Here is a 21529-nt window from a genome sequence, read left to right as displayed (position 1 = left end):
TTCATAAAGTCATTCAAAGGCGAATGTTCACACAATGTTCCATTGAAATTCAAGGGTTTGCGCGCGAATCCCCGATGGATCGGAGTCGCAATCCCGCAAAATCCCCGGATTCGATCAGTGGTGAGTGAAGGCTGCTTCCAGCAGGCGGGAAAGCGCCGCCTCGCGGATAGGCTGGGCGGTTCCCCCGCCAGCATCGCCATGCCCGGCATGGTCGAGCAACGCGGCATCGGCCACGATCAGGGCATGGCCCGCACCGATCCGGCATTCCGCCGCCAGCCCTTTCGCCAGCAGGTGGCAGGCGGCAGGCGCGTCGGGCTGCGTAGGCATCAGAATGAAACGCCCTGTCTGATCGACAGGCAGCGCCCCGCCCAGCAATTGGACCTGACGCTCACCTTCAGGCTCCGCATCGTCCATCGTCAGTGCCAGCCCCCAATGGGTCAGGATCGGGGACAGCAGGGCTACGCCCATCGGCCGCCGCCGATCACCCAGGCCGAATTGGGAATGCTGGGTCAGCAGCGGGTCCGCGAACAGCAAGACATGGCCGCCACCCCGTACCCAGCCATCGAGCGCCACATTCTCCGCCGCTCCAAGCGCTCTTGGCTGGGCTATCAGAATATCCGTGAAAGGCGCCAGCGCCTGCGGCGTGAGCACATCCAGCGGCTGCAAATCCCGCCGCCGTTCGATCAGCCTGCGCGCCCAATGCGGTTCCGCATCGGAGGACAGCATGGCGGAAATATCCGCCGCTTCGCTCCAATAGATCGGCAGGCTGGTAAAAAGCCCCAGAGGCGGGAGCCGCTCCTCCGGCTGGCGGCCCAGTGTGAACCATGCCGCCGCGCCAGCAGCCACCAGTGCGAGCAGAAGAAGACCGAGTTTAAGGTAGCGTGCCGGTGCCATCTGTACCCTGCCCCGCCGAGCCCGCAGAGCTTGCCGAAGCGACCGGATCTGCTGGAAGTTCAGGCACTACGCCGGCATCAGCGAGCGGGTCCTTGGCCGGGGCATGTGGCGCGCGCGTGGCCACCGTGGGGGCAGCTTCGGGCACGGCCGCCAGTTCCGACTGATCTGCCCGGTCCCGGATGATATTGGCCAGCCCCACCACCAGAATGACCCCGGTAATCCCCGCAAGGCCGATCTGCAGGCGCTTCACTGCCTCGGCGCGCATCCGGCTGCGGCCGACGAGCGGCTTGTCGTCATCCAGGTCACGATCGAGCTGCTGTTCGATGCTCATGGCAGGCTGTTAGCCTAAGCCGGGCCTGGCTCCAAGCGTTACGCTTGCTCCAGCCAGTCGAACACCGGCAGGCCCTTAGCTTCCAGCCATTCGCGGTTGTAGAGCGAGGAGAGATAGCGGAACCCCGTGTCGCACAGGATCGTGGCCACGCGGGCGTCCGTCTTTCCTTCCGCCACCAGCTTGCGACCCAGCGCCACAGCGCCCGCCACATTGATGCCGGAAGACAGGCCAAGGCACAGCCCCTCTTCCTTCAGCAGGCGGCCCACCCATTCCAGCCCTTCCTCATCGGAAATGCGGAACTGCGTATCGATGGGCGCCCCTTCCAGATTGGCGGTGATCCGGCCCTGCCCGATCCCTTCCGCCACCGAAGAACCTTCCGCCTTCAGCTCGCCATGGGCGTAGTAATTATACAGCGCCGCGCCGTAGGGGTCGGTCAGGGCGATGGTGATATTCTCGTCCAGCGACTTGAGGCCCAGCCCCGTCCCGGCAATCGTGCCACCGGTGCCCGCCGCACAGGTAAAGCCGTCGATCCGGCCTTCCAGCTGCGCGAAGATCTCGGGCGCGGTGCTCTCGATATGGGCCTTGCGATTGGCCGTATTGTCGAACTGGTTGGCCCAGATCGCGCCCGGCGTCTCTTCCGCAAGGCGGCGGCTGGTATGCACGAAATGGCCGGGGTTCTTGTAGGGCGCGGGCGGCACCAGCACCAGTTCCGCCCCCAGCGCGCGCAGGGTGGCCATTTTCTCGCGGCTCTGATTGTCAGGCATGACGATAATCGTCTTGTAGCCCAGCGCATTGGCCACCAGCGCGATACCAATGCCGGTATTGCCCGCCGTGCCTTCCACAATGGTGCCGCCGGGCTTCAATTCGCCCCGTTCTTCGGCGTCGCGGATGATCCACAGGGCCGCCCGGTCCTTCACCGAGGCGCCGGGATTGGCAAATTCGCATTTGCCCCAGATCTCGCAGCCTGCGGCATCGCTGGGCCCCTTGAGAAGGACGAGCGGAGTGTTGCCGATCAGGTCGAGCGTATTGCGGTAGGTGGCACCAGTCATGGAAGGTGAGTTAGGATGCAAGGGGCCATATCGCAATGCAAATGCGCTTGGGAGGCCCCTAGCCCGACTTCACAGCGCCCGACTTCACGGCGCCCGACTTCATGGCGCCCGCTTCGTGCCTGCCGCCATGCACCCGGCAAAGGGTACATGGCACAGGCAGGGTCGATCAGTCTTCCTGAGCGATGGTGACCTTCATCCCATCCATCGCATCGGTGAAGGGGATCTGGCAGGAAAGACGCGAATTTTCGTCACGATGGTCGGAACTGTCCAGCAGGTCGTCCTCATCCACCGTCATCTTGGGCAGCACTTCCTTGAAGGCCGGATCGACATGCACATGGCAGGTTGCGCAGGAACAGCAGCCGCCGCACAGGGCCAGAAGTTCATCGAAACCATTGTCCCGAATGGCTTCCATCACAGTCAGGCCCTGGCCGACCTCGATGGAAGTTTCTTCACCAGCGCGGTTGACCACGATCAGCTTGGGCATATGCACGTCCTCATCGTCTCGAAAAAAGGAGCCTTCGGCCGGACGGCCGTTTGGCCGGGCTGCTAAGGGCTGAGGCAGGTTTTGGCAAGAAGGCGGCGAGGATTTATGGGCCTTTCGGCGGAATTATTGCGACAGGGAATCGACGAGTTATCCGCTCGCGAACCAGCTTTTGATCGTGCACGCCAGATCGCCGGATATCCCGAACCACGCATCCGCCCAACAGGCTACGCCACCATGTTGCGCACCATTGTTGGCCAGCAGGTGAGCGTAGCGGCGGCGGCATCGATGTGGGCAAAGCTTGAGGCGCTGGTGGGCGCTGGCGTGCCCGCCGCCACGATCCTGGCGCAGGATTTCGATGCATTGCGCGCCTGCGGCCTTTCCCGCCAGAAACAGTCCTATATCCGCTCGCTCTGCCAGCTGGTTGCCGATGGCGAACTCGATTTCGATGCCCTGCCGCGGGACGACGAGGAAGCGATTGCCCAACTCGTCCAGATCAAGGGCGTCGGCCGCTGGTCTGCCGAGATCTATCTGCTGTTCGCGGAAGGGCGGCCCGATATCTGGCCTGCGGGCGATCTGGCGGTGCAGGTTGGCATCGGCAAGATCCTGCAATTGCCGGAACGTCCGAGCGAAAAGGAAGTGCGCCTGCTGGCCGAAGCATGGCGCCCCCATCGCGGGGCAGCGGCGATTTTCACCTGGCATTGCTACAACAATGCGGCACTATAGAGGAAGCGATCTGGCCCCAATCACACGCCGTTGCTGACGAGGCTGTAAGCAGGCATTATCCCTCCTCCCGCACTCTGGGGAGAGGATAGGAAATGGCGCGCAAGGCGATCTTCATCACGGGCGGCGGCTCGGGCATAGGGCGGGCCATCGCCCTCCGTTTCGCGGCCGAAGGCTGGTTCATCGGACTGGGCGATATTGACGAGCAAGGCATGGAAGCTACGGCGGCCATGCTGGCCGGCGCAGCCTTTCGCTTCCGCTTCGATGTGCGCGATCGCGAGGCCTGGGACGAGGCCTTGCGCGGCTTCGCCAATGCCTCGGGCGGGCGGATCGACGTACTGGCCAACAATGCGGGCGTGCCCCTGGGAGGGCCACTGGCGGAGCTTTCGCGCGAGGAGATCGACCGCACGCTGGACATCAATCTCAAGGGCGTAATCTATGGCGCACAGGCAGCCTATCCCTGGCTGAAGGCCAGCGCGCCTGGCAGTTGCCTGCTCAACACCGCCAGCGCCGCCGCGCTATACGGCATGCCCAGCCAGAGCATCTATGCCGCCGCCAAAGCGGGCGTGCGTTCGCTCACCGAAACGCTGGACGGCGAATGGCAGCCCGACGGCATCCGCGTGCGCTCGCTGATGCCCAGCTTCATCGATACGCCGCTGCTGTCCCATGCCCCTAATGCGCGCAGCAACGTGCCGATCCGGCAGGTGGTGACCACGGCTGGGCTTGAGTTCACTCCGGTGGAAGAAGTGGCTGACAATGCCTGGGCCGCCATTCAGGGTGACAAGGTGCATTACCTGGTGGGCAAGACCGCCCGGAAAATGCGCTTCGCCGCCAAATGGATGCCGGGCCAGTTGAGGAAACGCGCTGCCCAGCTGATGAAGGCGCATGAGGATGCGACGGAGTGAGGCATCGCCCATCACTGCGAGCGAAGACAAACTCGGCATCCCCTCGTCATCCCAGCGAAAGCTGGGATCGCTGGCGACCGGGTAGAATGTTCGACAGGCTCAGGACGAACGGCGGCGGGAAGAATCCTCCAATGCCCCCTAAGCAATCCGGTCAATCGCCTTGGCCATGGTAACATCCCGCGCCGAAAGGCCGCCAGCATCATGCGTGGTCAGCGTGATTTCCACCCTATTATAGACGTTCGACCATTCCGGGTGATGGTCCATCTTTTCCGCCAGCAGCGCCACGCGCGTCATGAACGCGAAGGCCTCGCCAAAGTCACGGAAGGCGAATTTTCGGGTGATCGCCGTCTTGTCGATATGCAGATCCCAGCCGGGCAGATGAGAGAGCGCCTCGATCCGTTCTCCGTCAGTCATTTGCGGAATGGGCATGGCGTGGCTCCTCTGCTTGTCGCTTACCGGGGTTTCGCCTAAGCGCCTTGGCCATGCAAGCGGCTCATCTTTCTGCCAGCAATATTGCCTGCCGCCGGGGCGACCGGCTGCTGTTCTCCGGCCTCGGCTTCACGCTGGGTCCGGGCGAGGCCCTGCAAGTGGCTGGCGCTAACGGCATCGGCAAATCGAGCCTGCTGCGTATCCTCGCCGGCCTGGCCCGCCCCTATGTCGGCGCGGTGGAGCGGAAAGGCACGGTGGGGCTGGTGGATGAAAGGCTGGCGCTGGACGAGCACTTGCCGCTGGGCAAGGCGCTCGCTTTCTGGAGCGCCCTGGATGGCGAGGACGAGGCGCAGCGCGCCGCCGCGCTGGGCCTGTCGGAACTGCTGGACGTGCCGGTGCGCTATCTCTCCACCGGCCAGCGCAAACGCGCGGCGCTCGCCCGCCTGCTGGGTCAGAAGGCCACGATCTGGCTGCTGGACGAACCGCTGAACGGGCTGGACACTGCCGCCGCAACCCTGCTCACCCGGCTGACTGCAGAGCATTGCGCCAGTGGCGGCATTGCCGTGGTCGCCTCTCACCAGACCTTCGCGCTGGCGGGAATGCAGCAATTGCCGCTACGGGATTTCGTGGCATGAGCGCCCTCTTGCGCCTGCTGCGTCGCGATCTGGCGGCCTTCATGCCCGGTGGAAGGCGCGGGGGCACCTTGCTGCCGATCCTGTTCTTCCTGGCCGTAGCGATGCTCTATCCCTTCGCCGTCGGGCCGGACGCGCCGGTGCTGGCCCGCACAGGCGGCGGTGTGGCGTGGATCGGCGCGCTGCTGGCGGCGATCCTCCCACTCGACCGGCTGGTCGCCCCCGATCTGGAGCAGGGCTTCTTCGACCATTGGGCGCTGCGCGGCATTTCGGAAGAAGTGGTGATCGCCGTGCGCGTTCTTGCCCACTGGCTCAGCTTCGGGCCGCCGCTGATGCTGGCCGCCCTGCCCGCCTCAGCCCTGCTGGGGATCGACGGGAAGACGCTCTACACGGTGGAACTCGGCCTGCTGGCAGGCACGCCCGGCTTGGCAGCTATCGGCGTGACCATCGCCGCCCTGACTGCGGGGCTGCGCGCGGGCGCGGCTCTATCGGGCCTGCTACTGATCCCGCTGGCCGTGCCCCTGTTGATCTTCGGAGCAGGCGCGCTCTCCACCGGCGGAGAAAGCGGCATCGCGCTTACCGCCGCGATCAGTCTGGTGCTGCTGGCGATTGCGCCCTTTGCGGGCGGCGCGGCAGTAAGGGCCGCGCGCGAGGGATAGACCGCGCCAAAGGCATTTTCCTACACCGGCAAAATCTGGCTTACAGCCGGAGATGAGCCTGCGCCCCTCCCCTCTGCCCTCACACCACGTAGCAAAACAGCCGCGCGCGGAAGGTCACAACCCCCTGACACGCCCGGCGCCAAAGGTCACATTCGCAGTGGCAGGCCGCGAGCCATGGCAAGCAGACAGGAATTGCCTGAAGCCGCGGAATTTCGCCATTTCACGCGATCTGCACGGCAAGCGCAAAGACACCTTCCTACCCATACAAGGGGCGAAAGGTCACAAGGTTTCACAGGTCGTTTTGCGTAAACTTTCGGGCACTATCCAGCGCCCGAAACGCATCAGGCGTAAGGCGGGCGGTCCAGCCCCTTGGGGCTTGCCGTGAAGATCTCGCAGCCGGTTTCGGTGATGCCGATCGAATGTTCGAACTGCGCGGAAAGCGAACGGTCGCGCGTCACCGCCGTCCAGCCGTCGGAGAGCATCTTGGCGCCCGGCTTGCCCAGATTGATCATCGGTTCGATGGTGAAGAACATGCCCGGCTTCAGCACCGGCCCGGTCCCGCCGCGCGCGGCATGGATAACTTCCGGCGCATCGTGGAACAGGCGGCCAAGGCCATGGCCGCAGAATTCACGCACCACGCCGTAACGATGGCCTTCCGCATGGGCCTGGATCGCCGCACCGATATCGCCCAGCCGCGCACCGGGCTTGGCCTTTTCAATGCCGATCATCAGGCACTCATAGGTCACGTCGATCAGGCGGCGGGCCTTCAGCGGCGCCTCTCCTGCAATATACATGCGGCTGGAATCGCCGTGCCAGCCATCCAGCAGCGGGGTGACGTCGATATTGAGGATATCCCCCTCGCGGATCACCTTGTCGCCCGGAATGCCGTGGCAGATCACGTTGTTGAGCGAGATGCAGCAGCTATGCGCATAGCCGCGATAACCCATGGTAGCGGGCACAGCGCCGGCATCCAGCGTCATCTGGCGAACCACATCGTCAAGCTCGCCCGTGGTAACGCCGGGCTTCACGAGATCGACCATCGCATCGAGGATTTCGGCGGCCAGACGGCCTGCCTTGCGCATCCCTTCAAAGCCTTCCGGCCCGTGCAGCTTGATGGTTCCATCCCGCAGGACGGTCTCGTTTCCGGTGATGGTCTGGTATTCGGTCATGCCGGCCATGTAGCCACGATGGCGGCAAAATGCGAGTGTTTAGCCCCTCCCCCGAGAGAGGAGGGGCCCCGCTCGGCTATTTTCCCACCGCGAAGGAAGCCCGATATTGCGGCTTCACCACCTTAATCACGGCAGGCGTTACCGGCAGCGTCACTTCATAATCGCCTTCCGCATAGGGCCCGGCGGCGTAAGGTGGCACAAGAAAGCCGATCCGGTCGAAGCGCTTTCCGTTGGACGATCCGAGGATCACCGTGACCGAGTCAAAGCCTATGCAGGCAGTTTCCCAATCATCCGCATTGCGCACCACCTTCTCGCCCCGCTTTTCCGATCGCTGCTTGTCCAGCACATCGCAGAAAGCCGTCTTTGCCGCGCCTTCCAGCGCCTTCACCGATGTAAAGAGCGAGATCGGATCGCGTGCGGTTTTGGCCTTCCTGTCCCACAGCAGACTATCGAAATTGGTATTGCCATGGGCCCCGCCGGTGAATTCCCAATGGACCGCTGAAAGGCTCAGCCAGTCGGGCAGATCGGTCACCATTTGCCAGTTGGTGGTATAGCCCCAGGCGTGGAACGGATAATCGCTCTCTTCCGCATCCTTGCGCCCGGCCGTGGCGGAGCTTTCGAACTCCATCGATGCCTTGCGGGCGCGATCTTCCAGCAAGGCGCGCAGCTCTGGAATGGCATTGGCCTGCGCGGGGAAGGTATATTCGAATTCATAGGTCTCGTTCGACTGCGCGATCTTGCCCGCCTCTGCCCCCGGAACAGCTGCGGGACTGGCCGTGGCCGCTGCCGGTGTAGGCGCGGCAGTGGCTCCCTCCGTCCTGTCGGCAGGCGCCGGGGAGGAACAGCCCGCCAACGCGGCAAGAGTGGCAGTGATGCCAACACAGGTAACGGAACGCAGAAGCATCGAAATTTCCCCTCGCGGTTCGGCAGCAGGTGATGCAGATGGAAGCCATGATCGACAAGGATACATTGATCCAGCCTGACCGGGGCCAGAAGGCCACCGAGATCCATCTGATCGACAAGCAGGGCTTCGAAGCCTGGCTCAAGACGCTCAACCCGCAACAGCGCGCGGCGGTGGACGCGCAGAAATTCACGGCTGGCGGATACCAGACCGTGATCGTGCCGGATGGAGACGGCTGGTTTGCCGCAGGCGGCGTGGCAAACACCGCATCGCTTTCAAGCTGGTGCCTGGCAAAACTGGCGGAAGTGCTGCCCGCCGGAACCTATCGCCTGATGACCGGCGATCCCGGCCCGGCCCTGCATGGCTGGCAGACCGCGCAATATCGCTTCACCCGCTACCGCAAGGATAAGGACGAGGAAGGGGATCGCATCCTGTTGACCAAGGGCGTGAAGGCGATCGAGCCTGCCCTGGCGGAAGCGCGCGCGATTATGACAGTGCGCGATCTGGTGAACACCCCTGCCGAGGATATGGGCCCTGCCCAGCTTGAGGCGGAAGTGGAATCGCTTGCCAAGGCGCATTCGGCAAGGATTTCGGTCACCAAGGGGGATCGGCTGGAAAGCGAATTTCCCATGGTCAATGCCGTGGGCCGCGCCGCCAGCCGCCATCATGCCCCGCGCATGATCGAGCTGACCTGGGGCAACGAAAAGGCGCCCCGGCTGGCGCTGATCGGCAAGGGCGTCTGCTTCGATTCCGGCGGTCTGGACATCAAGCACGCGCGCGGCATGGCGCTGATGAAGAAGGATATGGGCGGCGCCGCTCATGCGCTGGCGCTGGCGGGGCTGGTGATGGAGGCCGGGCTCAATGTCCGTCTCCAGTTGCTGATCCCGGCGGTTGAAAATGCCGTGGCGGGCAATGCCTTCCGCCCCGGCGACATTCTGAAATCGCGCAAGGGCCTGTCGGTGGAAATCGGCAATACCGATGCCGAAGGTCGTCTAGTCCTGGCCGATGCGCTGGCGCTCGCTTCAGAAGGCCAGCCGGACCTGATCATCGATTTCGCCACTCTTACCGGCGCTGCCCGCGTGGCGCTGGGGCCGGACCTTCCGGCGCTGATGACCCGGCGGGAAGAAACCGCCCGTGCCCTGATCGAAGCGGGCAAGGCCCATGATGACGAAGTGTGGCAGTTGCCCCTGCCCGCCGCCTATGCCGAATGGCTGAAATCCGACGTTGCCGACCTCAACAACTCCCCTGACAATGGCTATGCCGGGGCCAGTGTGGCCGGGCTGTTCCTCGAAAAGTTCGTGGGCGAAGGCATCGACTGGGCCCATTTCGATACGTTTGCCTGGCGTCCCTCGGCCAAGCCGGGGCGGCCCAAGGGCGGTGAAGCGCTGGGTCTGCGCGCAGCATGGCACATGCTAAAGGGCCGCTATGGCGGGTAGAATGACGGCAATTCTTGCCCCGACGGCCCTCGCGGTCTAAGCGCGCGCGAAATTCACTTGAGCAGACGGACCCTTCGTTGAACGCCATCACGCCTTCCGACAATTCGAACCTGGGCCCCTTTGCCCTGTCCGGCCCGGTTGCAAAACCCGATCCGCGCAAGGTGCCCCTGCGCGGCGACATCGCGCATATCGCATTGGCGGGCCGATATTTCGTGCCGCATTATGTGGTGCCGATGCCGCTGATGGTGTGCGACATGGGCGCGAATATGCGTGCCGAGGCGAGCGATGAATCGGAAATCGTCTATGACCTGTTTCCGGGCCAGCGGTTTGACGTGCTGGACAGCAACGCCACCTGGGCCTGGGGCTGCCTCGGCCCCGACGGTCCGGTCGGCTATGTGAAGACCAGCGAATTGCTGGATCCCTTCGCATGACCGCCTCGATCTTCATTGACGGCGCTGCCGGAACCACGGGCCTCGAAATTGCCGAGCGGCTTGCCGGGCGCAGCGAGTTCAGCCTGATCGCGCTGGACGATGCCCGGCGCAAGGACCCGGCCGCGCGGGCGGAAGCCCTCAATGCCGCCGATTTCGTGATCCTCTGCCTGCCTGACGATGCCGCGCGCGAATCCGCCGCGCTGATCGCCAATGACACCACGCGGGTGATCGATGCTTCCACCGCCCATCGCGTCGCGCCGGGCTGGACCTATGGTTTCCCCGAAGTCGAAGGCCGCCGCAATGTGGCCGAAGCAATGCGGGTTTCCAATCCGGGCTGCTATTCCACCGGCTTCATCGGCCTGCTTGCTCCGCTGGTGCGCGCGGGCCTGCTGCCTGCCGACTGGCCCTACACCTGCAATGCCGTCAGCGGCTATTCGGGTGGTGGCAAGGGCCTGATCGCCCGGTTCGAGGAAGATCGGGACATCGCATGGCGCGGCTATGCGCTGGCGCTGGGCCACAAACATGTGCCGGAAATGCAGGCGCGCTGCGGCCTTACCCTGCCGCCTCTGTTCACCCCGGCGGTAGTTCCGGCACATCGAGGAATGGTGGTGGAAATTCCGCTGCCGCTCGGCGCGATGAAGGGCGCCGCCCCGGCGGACGAACTGCGCCAGTGCCTGGCCGCCTTCTATGCCGATAGTCCCGTGGTCCATATGGGGAAAAGCCCGGCAGAAGGCGAATTGCTGCTGCGTGCTTCCAACGAAGGCAATGACCGGATGGATCTGTTCGTCTTCGCCAGCGGGGACGGTTCGCAGGTGCGGCTGATCGCCGTGCTGGACAATCTCGGCAAGGGCGCCAGCGGGGCGGCCGTACAGAGCCTGAACCTGATGGCCGGGCTGCCGGAAACCGCCGGATTGCGCCTCTGATCGAGGTTAACTGCCTAAAAAACAGGCAGGCTTCTGCCCGAATTTTACCCATCTGACGTCGGCCGCGCAGCGGAGGATAATTGCCACACTTGGCCCGCCGCTTTTGCGATCTTGCGAATCCGCACTTTCCCAAGGGCCGCCGGTCTTCTAAGCCTCAGTTCCAGCCCTTGGCATGATTCTTGGTCGTGTTGGCACGATTCTTGAAGATGACAACGCCGGGGAAATTCGAACTCCCCCGGCTTCGGCTTCTTGAAGCCGGCGCGGAATGTAACAGGGGTCTGAGACCAAGTGAAAAAGATCGAAGCGATCATCAAGCCCTTCAAGCTCGACGAGGTGAAGGAAGCGCTGCATGAAATCGGCGTATCCGGCATCACCGTTACCGAGGCCAAGGGCTTCGGACGCCAGAAGGGTCATACCGAACTCTATCGCGGCGCCGAATATGTCGTCGACTTCCTCCCCAAGGTGAAGCTCGATGTCGTCGTAAGCGACGACATGGCCGAACGCGTGCTGGAAGCGATCGCCGCTGCTGCCCAGACCGGGCGGATCGGCGATGGCAAGATCTTTGTCACTCCGGTCGATACGGCCCTTCGTATCCGCACCGGCGAACGCGACGACGCGGCCATCTGACATCTCTTGAGAATGAACCCCGGTCGGCTTGCCGCCGGGGGAAGAACAATACGAACAAGTCCATTGGAGGAATTGAGTTATGCCCAGTGCAAAGGAAATCGTGAAGCGGATCAAGGAAGAGGAGATCGAATGGGTTGATCTGCGCTTCACCGATCCCAAGGGCAAATGGCAGCACCTGACCATGGTCGCATCCGTGCTCGGCGAAGACGAGCTGGAAGACGGCCTGATGTTCGACGGTTCGTCGATCGAAGGCTGGAAGGCGATCAACGAATCCGACATGATCCTCAAGCCGGATCTGGATGCGGTCTATATCGATCCGTTCTCGGCCACGCCGATGATGATCCTGGTTTGCGACATCGTGGAACCCTCGAGCGGCGAACTCTACGCTCGCGATCCGCGCTCCACCGCGAAGCGCGCCGAAGCCTACGTCAAGGCAACCGGCATCGGCGACACCGTCTATGTCGGCCCGGAAGCCGAGTTCTTCCTGTTCGACGACGTGAAGTTCTATGACGGCTATGACGGCAACGGCTTCAAGATCGACGACATCGAACTGCCGACCAATTCCAACCGCGACTATGAAGCCGGCAACCTGGCTCACCGTCCGCGCGCCAAGGGCGGCTACTTCCCCGTCGCTCCGGTCGACAGCTGCGTCGACATTCGTGGCGAAATGGTTTCGACCATGCTCGAAATGGGTCTGCCCTGCGATAAGCACCACCACGAAGTGGCTTCGGCCCAGCACGAACTCGGCCTGACCTTCGGCACCCTGGTCCAGACCGCCGACCGCATGCAGGTCTACAAGTATGTCGTGCAGCAGGTTGCCCATGCCTATGGCAAGACCGCCACGTTCATGCCGAAGCCGATCATGAAGGACAACGGCTCGGGCATGCACACCCACATCTCGATCTGGGATGGCAGCAAGCCCCTGTTTGCCGGTAATGGCTATGCCGGCCTGTCGGACATGTGCCTGTACTTCATCGGCGGCGTCATCAAGCATGCCAAGGCCCTGAACGCCTTCACCAACCCCACCACCAACAGCTACAAGCGTCTGGTGCCGGGTTACGAAGCCCCCGTGCTACTGGCATATTCGGCCCGCAACCGTTCCGCTTCGTGCCGCATCCCCTACGGTGCCGGCGAGAAGGCGAAGCGCGTGGAATTCCGTTTCCCCGACGCGATGGCCAACCCCTATCTGTGCTACGCTGCGCTGCTCATGGCCGGTCTCGACGGGATCAAGAACAAGATCCACCCGGGCGAAGCCATGGACAAGAACCTGTACGATCTGCCCCCGGCCGAACTGGCTCAGGTGCCGACCGTTTGCGGTTCGCTGCGTGAAGCCCTGGAGTCGCTGGAAGCCGATTACGAATTCCTGCTGGAAGGCGGCGTGTTCACCAAGGACCAGCTGGAAGCCTATATCGAACTCAAGTGGCCGGAAGTGCTGCGCTGGGAAACCACGCCGTCAGCCGTCGAGTTCGACATGTATTACTCGCTCTAAGAGCGAGATTCAGGGAGGCCGGCCGAAAGGCAGGGCCTCCCCTTCCGCTTGATCCGGGGGGAAATCGCGGAAGCAAAAAGGGCGGGGCCTCGCGGCTCCGCCCTTTCCTTTTATGCGATCAGCATTTGATCGAGCCTGCTTCAGGGCTGGTCCGATAAGCTCAAGTCGATCGGATCAGACCGTCTCGCGAAGCAATTCCGATGCCGGGCGGGTCTGCCAGCCATTGGATGGGCCGCGCAGCCGCTGGCGGGTATGGGCCAGCGCCACCGGATAGATCTCGTTGAACAGGCGATAGAAGGTGCGATCCCAGCTATAGCGGTTCACCACATGCTTGCGCGCCGCGGCGCCCATGGCATCGTGATCACCAAGCCAGATATCCTGCACGTGGCGCGCCATCGTGTCGACATCGTCCACCGGCCCCAGCAGGCCCAGCCCGGCCGGCACGCGAGCCGGCATTGCACCGGAAGCGACGCCCACCACCGGCAGCGCACTGGCTTGGGCTTCGACAACGGAAACGCCGAAGGTCTCGTCCGCCATGGCAGAAACATAGATGTCGGAAGATGCCAACGCGACAGCCAGCTCCTCGCGGCTGCTCATGAAGCCGGGGAACGCCACTGGCATGCCTGCCGTCTCGGCCACCAGCCGGTCACGCAGCTTGCCGTCACCCACCATGACCAGCCCAGCACCCAGTTCGGGCGGCAGGCGCTTCATCATTTCAACCAGGCGATCGGCGCGCTTTTCATTATCGATGCGGCCGGCATAGATCAGCAGCGGCCCGTGCGTTCCGCCCAGACCCATACGGCGGCGAAATTCGGGATCGGACTTGGCCGGATCGAACTGGCTGAGATCCACGCCGAGTTCCAGCACATCGACGCGGTCGATCCTGCGGGTGCCCAGCATCGCTTTCGCATCTTCGCCCAGCGTATAGACGCGGTCGAACTCGCGATAGGTGATCTCGGCATAGCCCATGATCAGCCAGCGTGCGAACGAGGCGATCTTCTCGCCAGCGAGTTCCTTGCCCACGCGATAGACATGAGCATTGGGGAAATCGGTGCGATAGCCGGCCACCAGCGTCGTTTCCGGAAATTTCCGGCGATGGTTGATCGCGGTCCAGGGCAGCACCCAGGGACACAGCGATTCGATGATGTCCGGACGGTAATGCTCCAGCACTTCGCGAACCTTGCGCGTGCGCATGATGAAGCGATAGTTCGGACTTCCGCGAACCGGCTCGGCCCCGATCTCCACCCAGATACTGCGACCGTTCTCCACGATCCGGTCTTCCGGGCCGGGCACGATCTGCAGCAGGCGGTGATCCGTCCGCGACAGCACGTGATTGCGTTTTTCCCTGAGGTAGGTGCTGATCCCACCACCGCCATTGGGCGAATAACTTTGAGTGAGGTCGCAGATCAGCAAAGGTTTGTCGTCACGTGCCATATTTTGCTTTCTACCTTGCCTCCGTCACCGTCCCTCTTGGCGGCGCAGCAATGCTGAACAGGGTTGGATGAGCCGCTATTTGCAGCCAATTCGGGCACGACGATGGCAAAAGCCGATTCTGTTCGCATGTGCAACAGGGAGCGTGCCATCCATCTGTGCAAAGCAGCCGGACCGTGTCCTCAAGGCGTCACCTTGACGGGCGACAGGCAAAAGGTGGGGGCGGCTTTGCATTGCGGGCATGTAGGAGCGAATTTCGCAGCTGCAACACCTGCATCCTCCTGAAATGGTGAGAACATGACAACCGATGCAGCAAGGCAACGCTTCATCGGCCAATCGGCAACCATCCTGCCCTCTGACAACAGCGGGTGTTTCACACCGACTGCGGGAAAACCCTTTCCTACATCCACAAATGTTCATTATTTGTTCTGCTTTATTGCAAATGGAGTAACAAATGGAGCCGATTTTCCGCCCCCGCACCATTGGGCGCCGCGGCATTGCGCTGATCCAGCGCTTTGAAGGTTGTGCCCGATTGCGCCCCGATGGTTTGTATGAAGCCTATCCCGATCCGGGGACAGGCGGCGATCCCTGGACCATTGGATGGGGTACAACCGGCCCCGGAATTGGCCCCGGCACGCACTGGACCCGGGCCCAATGCGACGCCCGGCTGGAAGCGGACCTGGCGCGCTATGCATTGGCGGTGGATCGCGTGTTGGGGGATGCCGCCACTTCGCAGGCGCAATTCGATGCGCTGGTCAGCTTCCACTACAATACCGGTGCGATCGCGCGTGCTACGCTAGCGCGAAAACACCTTGCGGGAGACTATGCAGGGGCCGCGCAGGAATTCACCCGATGGACGCGCGCCGGAGGGCGGATATTGAAAGGACTCGTCCGTCGGCGGCAGGCGGAAGCCGCGCTTTACGCCTCTTCGTGAGACGCGCCGCGCGGTTCGATAAGGACTTCTTCGGCGAGACGATAATGCTCCAGCCCGCCGTCCTTGGCGGTGCCATCCAGCGGTATGGCCCGGCGACGGTGGCTTGAAACGGCGGTGGCAGCGATCAGGTCTTCCTGCCGCTGCTCGCCCATGCGCACCCAGCCATCGGGCGTAAGCAGTTCGAGCGGGCGATAGCGCACCTTATATTGCATGCGCGGCGATCCCTCGACCCAATAGCCGAGATAGACATAAGGATGCCCGTTTTCGGCCGCGCGGCGGATGTGGTCGAGGATGATGTAATTCCCCAGCCCCGATCGTTCCGACTCACAGGGATCGTAGAAGCTGTAGATCATCGAATAGCCGTCGCTCTGGCGGTCCGTCAGGCAAGCGCCGACCAGACGGCCCGGCGTCCCATCCTCGCGCCTCTCGCGATATTCAACGATCACGCTGGAAACGGGCGTGTGTTCCACCATGTCGGCGAAATCGACTTCGTCCATTGCGGCCATGCCACCGCCCGGATGGCGCGCCTCCAGATAGGCATGGAGCAGCTCGAACTGTTCGTTGGTGGCCCAGGGACGGCACTCGATCGCCACCAGATCTGCATTGCGCTTCAGATTGCGCTTCTGCGCCGTGGAGGGCCGAAAGTCGTTCACTGGCACCCGCACCGAAACGCAGGCCTGGCAATTGCTGCAGCTGGGCCGATAGGCGACCGTCTGGCTGCGGCGGAAACCGATGCGGCCCAGCGCTTCGTTCAGCGCGTCGGCATTGGGGCTCTTCAGCTCCGTAAACACCTTCCGCTCCGTCCTGCCCGGGAGATAAGGACATGGTGCCGGGCTGGTCACGAAGAAGCGAGGGAAGCGAACCGGTGCGGTCACGGGGCTATGGAGCCTTCCTTGGAATTGGGCCAACAATCGAGTTGCCAGCGGTTATGCCGAGGAGACTCGATAGTTGAAACACCTTTAACCAAGATTCAGGGTTAACGCAGGCTCATTTTGCCAGAGCGCCAGTCATAGCCTGCGGATTGCCCCGAAATCGGTCAGTTCAATTCCACTTCGCTAACCTGATAGCCTTTGGCCCGCAGTGCCCCGATCAGCGCCATCAACTGCTCGCGGTCGCGCGCCTCGCATTCGATGTCGGTCACCAGCCCCTTGGCTGGCAGGTTGGTGAAGATGCGCTGGTGGTAGATCTCCAGTATGTTCACATGGTGCGCATCGAATTCGTGCATCACCTTGTAAAGCGCACCCGGGCGGTCCTGCAGGAAGATGCGCAGACGAGCGAGACGGCCAGAGCGGGCAAGATCGCGCAGCAACACGTTAGCCAGCAGACGCGTATCGATATTGCCGCCCGACAGCACGAGCCCGACATTGCGGCCCTTGAACTTCTCGGGATAGGCCAGCACCGCGGCAAGGCCGGCTGCGCCTGCACCTTCCACCACAGTCTTCTCGATCTGCAGCAGCAGTGCCAGCGCGCGTTCCAGCGCTTCCTCGTCCACCAGCACGATCTCGTCGATCAGGCGTTCCAGCACCTGCGCGGTGAAGGTGCCGGGAATCTTCACGGCAATGCCCTCGGCCAGCGTATCGCCGCCGCTGGGCAGGTCCTCCCCGTTCAGCCGGGAATACATGGAGGGATAGAGCTGCGGCTGCACGCCATACAGCTTGATATCCGGGTTGAGCGCCTTGGCCACGGTGCCCATGCCCGAAAGCAGGCCGCCGCCGCCGATAGGCACCACCAGCGTATCGATCTCCGGCGCGTCGGCGAGCATTTCCAGCGCGACAGTGCCCTGCCCCGCCGCGACATCGGGATCGTCAAACGGATGGACGAAAGTGAGGCCCAGCTGCTTTTCCATGCTGCGGGCACATTCATAGGCTTCGTCGTAATTCTCGCCTTCGAGCACCACTTTGCCACCGACCTGTTCGGTCTGGATCACCTTCACCATCGGCGTAGTGCGCGGCATGACAATGGTGACGGGCACGCCCAGCCGGGTTCCGTGATAGGAAAGGCCCTGCGAGTGATTGCCAGCGGAAGCCGCGATCACCCCGCGATCGCGCTGTTCCTGCGTCAACAGCAGCAGCTTGTTAAGCGCGCCGCGTTCCTTGTAGGCGGCAGTGAATTGCAGGTTCTCGAACTTCAGCCAGATATTGGCGCCGGTAATCTGCGATAGGGTCTTGCTGTGCGTCGTGGGGGTACGCACGACCGAGCCTTCGATCCGCCCTGCGGCAGCGCGAACATCGTCGATCGTCAGCAGCTCGTGGCTACCGGTGGGCTTATCCAATGCATCTGTCTGGGTCATGATGTGCGGCCCGTAACGGAAAACCGTGCATTTGGGAAACAGACAATCGCATCTGTCCCACCTAGGCAGAGCAGGCATTTGCATTGGAACCGAACTCGCTGCACAGGACAGACCGATGACCCAGAAGACAAAGATCGCATTTCTTGGCCTTGGCGTGATGGGCGGCCCTATGGCGGGCCACCTCGCCCGCGCGGGCTTTGACGTCACCATCTACAACCGCACCCCCGCCCGCGCCGAAGCGCGTCAGGCGCTGCTTGCGGAAGAAGGGCTGATCGTGCGCATCGCCGCCACTCCGGCGGAAGCTGCGGCGGGGCAGGACGTGGTGATTACCTGCGTGGGCAACGATGTCGATCTGGCGCAAGTCGTCCTTGGCCCGGAAGGCGCGCTGGCGGCAATGGCGCCGGGATCGCTCTATATTGACCATACCACCGTCTCGGCCGACATTGCCCGTCGCATCGCGGCAGAGGCTGCCGAGCGTGGCATCCTGGCGGTGGACGCCCCCGTTTCCGGTGGGCAGGCTGGCGCCGAAAGCGGCAGGCTTTCCATCATGTGCGGCGGCACGGATGAGGCGCTGGCGGCGGCCATCCCGGTGATGGAAGCCTATGCTGCGCGCATCGTGCATGTCGGCGGCCCGGGCGCGGGTCAGGTGACCAAGATGGTCAATCAGATCTGCATCGCCAGCGTGTTGCAGGGCGTATCCGAAGCGGTGCGCTTCGCCCAGGCGGCGGAGCTGGACATGGACAAGGTGCTGGAAGCCGTATCGGGCGGCGCAGCGCAAAGCTGGCAGATGGTCAATCGCTGGAAGACCATGGCGGAAGGCGAATTCGATTTCGGCTTCGCGGTGGACTGGATGCGCAAGGATCTGGCCATTGCCATGGCCGAAGGTGAAAATCTGGGCGTAGATTTGCCCGTCACCAGCCTGATCGACGGCTATTATGCCGAAGTGCAGGCGATGGGCGGCGGCCGGCAGGATACCAGCGCGCTGATCCGGCGCCTTCCGGAAGGCGGCGGCAAATGATAGCACGCGTGGCGGCCGCGCTGGCGGCATGTGTCCTTACGGCATCCCCCGCCGCGGCCGACACGCTGGTCGATAATATCAACGGCATTTCCGTTGCCCGGGACGGCACAATTACCCAGTTCGGCGGAATGCTTATCCGCGATGACGGGGTAATCCGCCAGATTCTGAAGCGCGGCGAACAGCCGATGACGCCCTATCAATATCGTCTGGATGGAGAGGGGCGCACGGTCGTTCCGGGCATGATCGATGCCCATCTCCACCTGATGGATGTCGGCTTCAAGGCGCTGACGCTGGACCTTTCGGAAACCGCATCGCTGGCGGAAGCGCAGGCGAAGATCGCCGAATATGCCGCGAAATTCCCCAACCGCGCATGGATCATCGGCACGGGCTGGAACCAGGAGAAATGGGGCCTTGGCCGCTTTCCTACCGCTGCCGAGCTGGATGCAGTGGTGGCGGACCGGCCCGTCTGGCTCAGCCGGGTGGATGGCCATGCAGGCTGGGCCAACAGCAAGGCCCTGCAGATGGCAGGCGTCACGGCGAAAACCGCCGATCCCGCAGGCGGACGTATCCTGCGTATCGGCGCCACGCGCACGCCAGCCGGTGTGCTGGTGGACAATGCGCAGGAACTTGTGGCCGCGAAGGTGCCCAGGCCCCGCCCCGAAGACCGCGATCTGGCCTTCACTACCGCACAGGACATTCTGGTCCGTCAGGGCGTGACCGCCGTGGCCGATATGGGCATCTCCATCGATGACTGGCAGGCCTATCGCCGCGCGGGTGACAATGGCCAGCTGCGCATCCGCATCATGGCCTATGCCGGCAGCGTGGATGACATGGTGCTGATCGGCGGCCCCGGCCCTACGCCCTGGCTCTATGACGACCGGCTGCGCCTCAATGGCCTCAAGCTGTTTCTCGACGGGGCGCTGGGTTCGCGCGGGGCCTGGCTGAAGGCTCCCTATGCAGACGATCCCGGCAATAGCGGGCTGCAATTGCTCAACCCCACTCAGCTGCGCAATTTGATGAGCCGCGCCGCGCTCGACAAGTTCCAGGTGGCGATCCACGCCATCGGCGATGCCGCCAATGCCGAGGCGCTGAGTGCCATCGACGAGCTGGACGATACCTATAAGGGGGACCGGCGCTGGCGGATCGAACATGCGCAGATCGTCGATCCGGCGGATTTCGCGCGCTTTGCCGAATATGGCGTGATTGCATCGATGCAGCCCGTCCACCAGACGAGCGACCGGCTGATGGCCGAAGCGCGGCTGGGGCCGGACCGGCTGAGGGGCGCCTATGCCTGGCGCTCCATGCTGGACGCCAAGGTAACGCTTGCCTTCGGGTCCGATGCGCCGGTGGAACTGCCCCGCCCCTTCGAGGGGATCGCCGTGGCCGTCACGCGTGAGGACAAGGACGGCCAGCCCTTTGGCGGATGGCAGCCGCAGCAGGCCATCACGCGCGAACAGGCGCTGGCGGCCTATACCTCCGGCGCGGCCTATGCGGGCTTTGCCGAAACGCGCTTCGGCCAGCTTGCGGAAGGCCAGCGGGCCGATTTCGTGATGATCGACCGCGACCCCCTGCTCGCCACTCCACAGGATCTGCGCGGCACCAAGGTGCTGCAAGTCTGGATCAACGGCGCGCAAGTCTATGACGCGGCTACCGCCGCCCCGCTGGAAATCAAGCAGGACGAGGCGATGAAGGCCTTCGACCTGGGGGATGCTGACGGTTCGGTTCCCGCGGAACAGGGGCGGTAGGCCACCTTGCCAATCCCCACCCCGTTCGTCCTGAGCTAGTCGAAGGACGCGCGAGGGGGTTCCGGAAAGAAGTGACCGCCTTATCCTACCCGTCACCCTGAACTTGTTTCAGGATCCATTTCGCCGGATCGGACGGCAGTTCGCGGGGAGCGATAGATCCTGAAACAAGTTCAGGGTGACGGGAAAGAGATACCCTCAGCCTTCCTTGGCAGCCTGAGCCGCAGCTTCCGCAGCAGCCTCTGCCGCCTCCGCTGCTTCTTCCGCGGCCTTTTCCTTCGCCTGTTTGCGTTCGGAGAACATCATCAACAGCAGCGAGGCTTCGAACAGGATCAGCAGCGGAGCGGCCAGCATCAATTGCGAGGCGACATCCGGCGGAGTGATGACGGCAGCAACGATGAAGATCACCACGATCACATAGCGCCGCGCCCCGATCAGTTGCGCACGTGAGACCAGCCCCGCGCGGTTGAGCAGCAGCAGCAGCACCGGCAGCAGGAAGCTGATCCCGAAGGCCAGGATGAAGCGCATCACCAGATCGAGATAATCGCCCATCGCGGGCAGCGCTTCCTGCGTCAGCCCGCCAGCGGTCCCCTCAAAGCCCAGGAACCATTTGAAGGCCGTGGGCATCACCACATAATAGGCCAGCGAGGCGCCCGAGAGGAACAGGATCGGCGTGGCGAGGAGGAACGGCAGGAACGCCTTCTTCTCTTTCGCATAGAGCCCCGGCGCAACGAAGGCCCAGAGCTGGTTGGCGATGATCGGAAAGCTGAGGAAAAAGGCCGCGAACAGCGCTACCTTGATCTCCACGAAGAAGGCTTCGTAAAGCTTGGTGTAGACGAGCCGGCCCTGCCCATGCGGGAAAGCCGCCGTCAGCGGGCGAACCAGAAAGCCGAAGATATCCCGCGCGAAATAAAGGCATACGCCAAAGGACACGACCAGCGCAGCAACGCAGCGCACCAGCCGCGCGCGCAGTTCCACCAGATGTTCGAGCAGTGGCGCCTGTGAATCGTCAATATCGCGGATCTTGAAGACCAT

Annotated in this window: 23 protein-coding genes; 12 read left to right on the top strand and 11 right to left on the bottom strand. The window is 63.2% G+C overall.

Features of this window, described 5'->3' with window-relative positions:
- Positions 1–114: 114 nt before the first annotated feature.
- The 4 genes from H0274_RS13505 to H0274_RS13490 all read right to left on the bottom strand — a co-directional run bounded on the left by H0274_RS13505 (position 115) and on the right by H0274_RS13490 (position 2758).
- Complete coding sequence (locus tag H0274_RS13505; protein WP_226796013.1) at positions 115–894, bottom strand: ABC transporter; 780 nt, start codon at positions 892–894, stop codon at positions 115–117.
- Entirely contained in the window at positions 872–1225 is a 354-nt protein-coding gene (locus tag H0274_RS13500) for a hypothetical protein (RefSeq protein ID WP_226796012.1), read from the bottom strand. Before H0274_RS13500 ends, H0274_RS13505 begins: the two co-directional genes overlap by 23 nt.
- A gap of 38 nt (positions 1226–1263) precedes the next feature.
- On the bottom strand, positions 1264–2274 hold the full coding sequence (locus H0274_RS13495; RefSeq protein ID WP_226796011.1) for a cysteine synthase A: 1011 nt from the start codon (positions 2272–2274) through the stop codon (positions 1264–1266).
- A gap of 166 nt (positions 2275–2440) precedes the next feature.
- Positions 2441–2758 carry a 2Fe-2S iron-sulfur cluster-binding protein gene (locus H0274_RS13490; protein WP_226796010.1) on the bottom strand — a complete coding sequence of 106 codons (318 nt, stop codon included), beginning with the start codon at positions 2756–2758 and terminating at the stop codon, positions 2441–2443.
- A 105-nt stretch (positions 2759–2863) separates the two neighbouring features.
- Between H0274_RS13490 and H0274_RS13485 the strand changes: the two genes are divergently transcribed.
- Together H0274_RS13485 and H0274_RS13480 are read left to right on the top strand one after the other, a co-directional pair.
- Positions 2864–3481, top strand: coding sequence for a DNA-3-methyladenine glycosylase family protein (locus H0274_RS13485; protein WP_226796009.1), 618 nt, complete (start codon positions 2864–2866; stop codon positions 3479–3481).
- 92 nt (positions 3482–3573) lie between these two features.
- Positions 3574–4383: an SDR family oxidoreductase gene (locus H0274_RS13480; protein WP_226796008.1), complete on the top strand. Its 810-nt coding sequence runs from the start codon at positions 3574–3576 to the stop codon at positions 4381–4383.
- A gap of 138 nt (positions 4384–4521) precedes the next feature.
- Here the strand turns inward: H0274_RS13480 and H0274_RS13475 are convergent, their stop codons facing one another.
- Complete coding sequence (locus H0274_RS13475) at positions 4522–4812, bottom strand: 4a-hydroxytetrahydrobiopterin dehydratase (RefSeq protein ID WP_226796007.1); 291 nt, start codon at positions 4810–4812, stop codon at positions 4522–4524.
- Between the two features lie 53 nt (positions 4813–4865).
- Here H0274_RS13475 and ccmA point away from each other — a divergent pair, with 53 nt between their 5' ends.
- A complete protein-coding gene (gene ccmA, locus H0274_RS13470; protein ID WP_226796006.1) occupies positions 4866–5447 on the top strand; it encodes a heme ABC exporter ATP-binding protein CcmA in 582 nt (193 codons plus the stop codon).
- Positions 5444–6103, top strand: a complete 660-nt coding sequence (locus tag H0274_RS13465; protein ID WP_226796005.1) for a heme exporter protein CcmB — start codon at positions 5444–5446, stop codon at positions 6101–6103. The genes ccmA and H0274_RS13465 overlap by 4 nt, the downstream gene beginning before the upstream one ends.
- A gap of 341 nt (positions 6104–6444) precedes the next feature.
- Here H0274_RS13465 and map read toward each other — a convergent pair whose 3' ends face one another.
- Both map and H0274_RS13455 read right to left on the bottom strand, forming a co-directional pair.
- Positions 6445–7272: a type I methionyl aminopeptidase gene (gene map, locus H0274_RS13460; protein ID WP_226796168.1), complete on the bottom strand. Its 828-nt coding sequence runs from the start codon at positions 7270–7272 to the stop codon at positions 6445–6447.
- Between the two features lie 76 nt (positions 7273–7348).
- Positions 7349–8176: a PdaC/SigV domain-containing protein gene (locus tag H0274_RS13455; protein ID WP_226796004.1), complete on the bottom strand. Its 828-nt coding sequence runs from the start codon at positions 8174–8176 to the stop codon at positions 7349–7351.
- Positions 8177–8223: 47 nt separating this feature from the next.
- Here H0274_RS13455 and H0274_RS13450 point away from each other — a divergent pair, with 47 nt between their 5' ends.
- The 5 genes from H0274_RS13450 to glnA all read left to right on the top strand — a co-directional run bounded on the left by H0274_RS13450 (position 8224) and on the right by glnA (position 13079).
- Positions 8224–9609: a leucyl aminopeptidase family protein gene (locus tag H0274_RS13450; protein WP_226796167.1), complete on the top strand. Its 1386-nt coding sequence runs from the start codon at positions 8224–8226 to the stop codon at positions 9607–9609.
- Positions 9610–9686: 77 nt separating this feature from the next.
- The gene (locus tag H0274_RS13445; protein WP_226796003.1) at positions 9687–10040 is read left to right on the top strand and encodes an SH3 domain-containing protein; all 354 of its coding nucleotides are present in this window, start codon (positions 9687–9689) and stop codon (positions 10038–10040) included.
- Positions 10037–10963 carry an N-acetyl-gamma-glutamyl-phosphate reductase gene (gene argC, locus H0274_RS13440; RefSeq protein WP_226796002.1) on the top strand — a complete coding sequence of 309 codons (927 nt, stop codon included), beginning with the start codon at positions 10037–10039 and terminating at the stop codon, positions 10961–10963. The genes H0274_RS13445 and argC overlap by 4 nt, the downstream gene beginning before the upstream one ends.
- A gap of 288 nt (positions 10964–11251) precedes the next feature.
- Positions 11252–11590, top strand: coding sequence for a P-II family nitrogen regulator (locus H0274_RS13435; protein ID WP_226796001.1), 339 nt, complete (start codon positions 11252–11254; stop codon positions 11588–11590).
- 79 nt (positions 11591–11669) lie between these two features.
- The gene (gene glnA, locus H0274_RS13430) at positions 11670–13079 is read left to right on the top strand and encodes a type I glutamate--ammonia ligase (protein WP_226796000.1); all 1410 of its coding nucleotides are present in this window, start codon (positions 11670–11672) and stop codon (positions 13077–13079) included.
- 174 nt (positions 13080–13253) lie between these two features.
- Here the strand turns inward: glnA and H0274_RS13425 are convergent, their stop codons facing one another.
- Entirely contained in the window at positions 13254–14513 is a 1260-nt protein-coding gene (locus H0274_RS13425; RefSeq protein WP_226795999.1) for a glycosyltransferase, read from the bottom strand.
- Positions 14514–14964: 451 nt separating this feature from the next.
- On the opposite strand from H0274_RS13425, the gene H0274_RS13420 reads away from it, so the two are divergent.
- Positions 14965–15444 carry a lysozyme gene (locus H0274_RS13420; RefSeq protein WP_226795998.1) on the top strand — a complete coding sequence of 160 codons (480 nt, stop codon included), beginning with the start codon at positions 14965–14967 and terminating at the stop codon, positions 15442–15444.
- On the opposite strand, the gene H0274_RS13415 is transcribed toward H0274_RS13420, so the two are convergent.
- Both H0274_RS13415 and H0274_RS13410 read right to left on the bottom strand, forming a co-directional pair.
- Positions 15429–16319: an arginyltransferase gene (locus H0274_RS13415; RefSeq protein WP_226795997.1), complete on the bottom strand. Its 891-nt coding sequence runs from the start codon at positions 16317–16319 to the stop codon at positions 15429–15431. The genes H0274_RS13420 and H0274_RS13415 overlap by 16 nt on opposite strands.
- A gap of 161 nt (positions 16320–16480) precedes the next feature.
- Positions 16481–17734, bottom strand: a complete 1254-nt coding sequence (locus H0274_RS13410) for a threonine ammonia-lyase (RefSeq protein WP_226795996.1) — start codon at positions 17732–17734, stop codon at positions 16481–16483.
- Positions 17735–17816: 82 nt separating this feature from the next.
- Here H0274_RS13410 and H0274_RS13405 point away from each other — a divergent pair, with 82 nt between their 5' ends.
- Positions 17817–18752, top strand: coding sequence for an NAD(P)-dependent oxidoreductase (locus H0274_RS13405; protein ID WP_319018285.1), 936 nt, complete (start codon positions 17817–17819; stop codon positions 18750–18752).
- A complete protein-coding gene (locus H0274_RS13400; protein ID WP_226795994.1) occupies positions 18749–20497 on the top strand; it encodes an amidohydrolase in 1749 nt (582 codons plus the stop codon). The genes H0274_RS13405 and H0274_RS13400 overlap by 4 nt, the downstream gene beginning before the upstream one ends.
- A gap of 195 nt (positions 20498–20692) precedes the next feature.
- On the opposite strand, the gene tatC is transcribed toward H0274_RS13400, so the two are convergent.
- On the bottom strand, positions 20693–21529 hold the full coding sequence (gene tatC / locus H0274_RS13395; protein ID WP_226795993.1) for a twin-arginine translocase subunit TatC: 837 nt from the start codon (positions 21527–21529) through the stop codon (positions 20693–20695).

The organism is Fulverythrobacter ferritrahens, assembly GCF_020539485.1.
Classification (GTDB): Bacteria; Pseudomonadota; Alphaproteobacteria; order Sphingomonadales; family Sphingomonadaceae; genus Andeanibacterium; species Andeanibacterium ferritrahens.
This window is presented reverse-complemented; position numbering and strand designations above follow the sequence as displayed.

What these genes read in the sequence shown, in the direction of transcription:
- H0274_RS13505 (WP_226796013.1), bottom strand. Translation starts at nt 894, where the DNA reads ATGGCACCGGCACGCTACCTTAAACTCGGTCTTCTTCTGCTCGCACTG.
- H0274_RS13500 (WP_226796012.1), bottom strand. Translation starts at nt 1,225, where the DNA reads ATGAGCATCGAACAGCAGCTCGATCGTGACCTGGATGACGACAAGCCG.
- H0274_RS13495 (WP_226796011.1), bottom strand. Translation starts at nt 2,274, where the DNA reads ATGACTGGTGCCACCTACCGCAATACGCTCGACCTGATCGGCAACACT.
- H0274_RS13490 (WP_226796010.1), bottom strand. Translation starts at nt 2,758, where the DNA reads ATGCCCAAGCTGATCGTGGTCAACCGCGCTGGTGAAGAAACTTCCATC.
- H0274_RS13485 (WP_226796009.1), top strand. Translation starts at nt 2,864, where the DNA reads ATGGGCCTTTCGGCGGAATTATTGCGACAGGGAATCGACGAGTTATCC.
- H0274_RS13480 (WP_226796008.1), top strand. Translation starts at nt 3,574, where the DNA reads ATGGCGCGCAAGGCGATCTTCATCACGGGCGGCGGCTCGGGCATAGGG.
- H0274_RS13475 (WP_226796007.1), bottom strand. Translation starts at nt 4,812, where the DNA reads ATGCCCATTCCGCAAATGACTGACGGAGAACGGATCGAGGCGCTCTCT.
- ccmA (WP_226796006.1), top strand. Translation starts at nt 4,866, where the DNA reads ATGCAAGCGGCTCATCTTTCTGCCAGCAATATTGCCTGCCGCCGGGGC.
- H0274_RS13465 (WP_226796005.1), top strand. Translation starts at nt 5,444, where the DNA reads ATGAGCGCCCTCTTGCGCCTGCTGCGTCGCGATCTGGCGGCCTTCATG.
- map (WP_226796168.1), bottom strand. Translation starts at nt 7,272, where the DNA reads ATGACCGAATACCAGACCATCACCGGAAACGAGACCGTCCTGCGGGAT.
- H0274_RS13455 (WP_226796004.1), bottom strand. Translation starts at nt 8,176, where the DNA reads ATGCTTCTGCGTTCCGTTACCTGTGTTGGCATCACTGCCACTCTTGCC.
- H0274_RS13450 (WP_226796167.1), top strand. Translation starts at nt 8,224, where the DNA reads ATGATCGACAAGGATACATTGATCCAGCCTGACCGGGGCCAGAAGGCC.
- argC (WP_226796002.1), top strand. Translation starts at nt 10,037, where the DNA reads ATGACCGCCTCGATCTTCATTGACGGCGCTGCCGGAACCACGGGCCTC.
- glnA (WP_226796000.1), top strand. Translation starts at nt 11,670, where the DNA reads ATGCCCAGTGCAAAGGAAATCGTGAAGCGGATCAAGGAAGAGGAGATC.
- H0274_RS13425 (WP_226795999.1), bottom strand. Translation starts at nt 14,513, where the DNA reads ATGGCACGTGACGACAAACCTTTGCTGATCTGCGACCTCACTCAAAGT.
- H0274_RS13420 (WP_226795998.1), top strand. Translation starts at nt 14,965, where the DNA reads ATGGAGCCGATTTTCCGCCCCCGCACCATTGGGCGCCGCGGCATTGCG.
- H0274_RS13410 (WP_226795996.1), bottom strand. Translation starts at nt 17,734, where the DNA reads ATGACCCAGACAGATGCATTGGATAAGCCCACCGGTAGCCACGAGCTG.
- H0274_RS13400 (WP_226795994.1), top strand. Translation starts at nt 18,749, where the DNA reads ATGATAGCACGCGTGGCGGCCGCGCTGGCGGCATGTGTCCTTACGGCA.
- tatC (WP_226795993.1), bottom strand. Translation starts at nt 21,529, where the DNA reads ATGGTCTTCAAGATCCGCGATATTGACGATTCACAGGCGCCACTGCTC.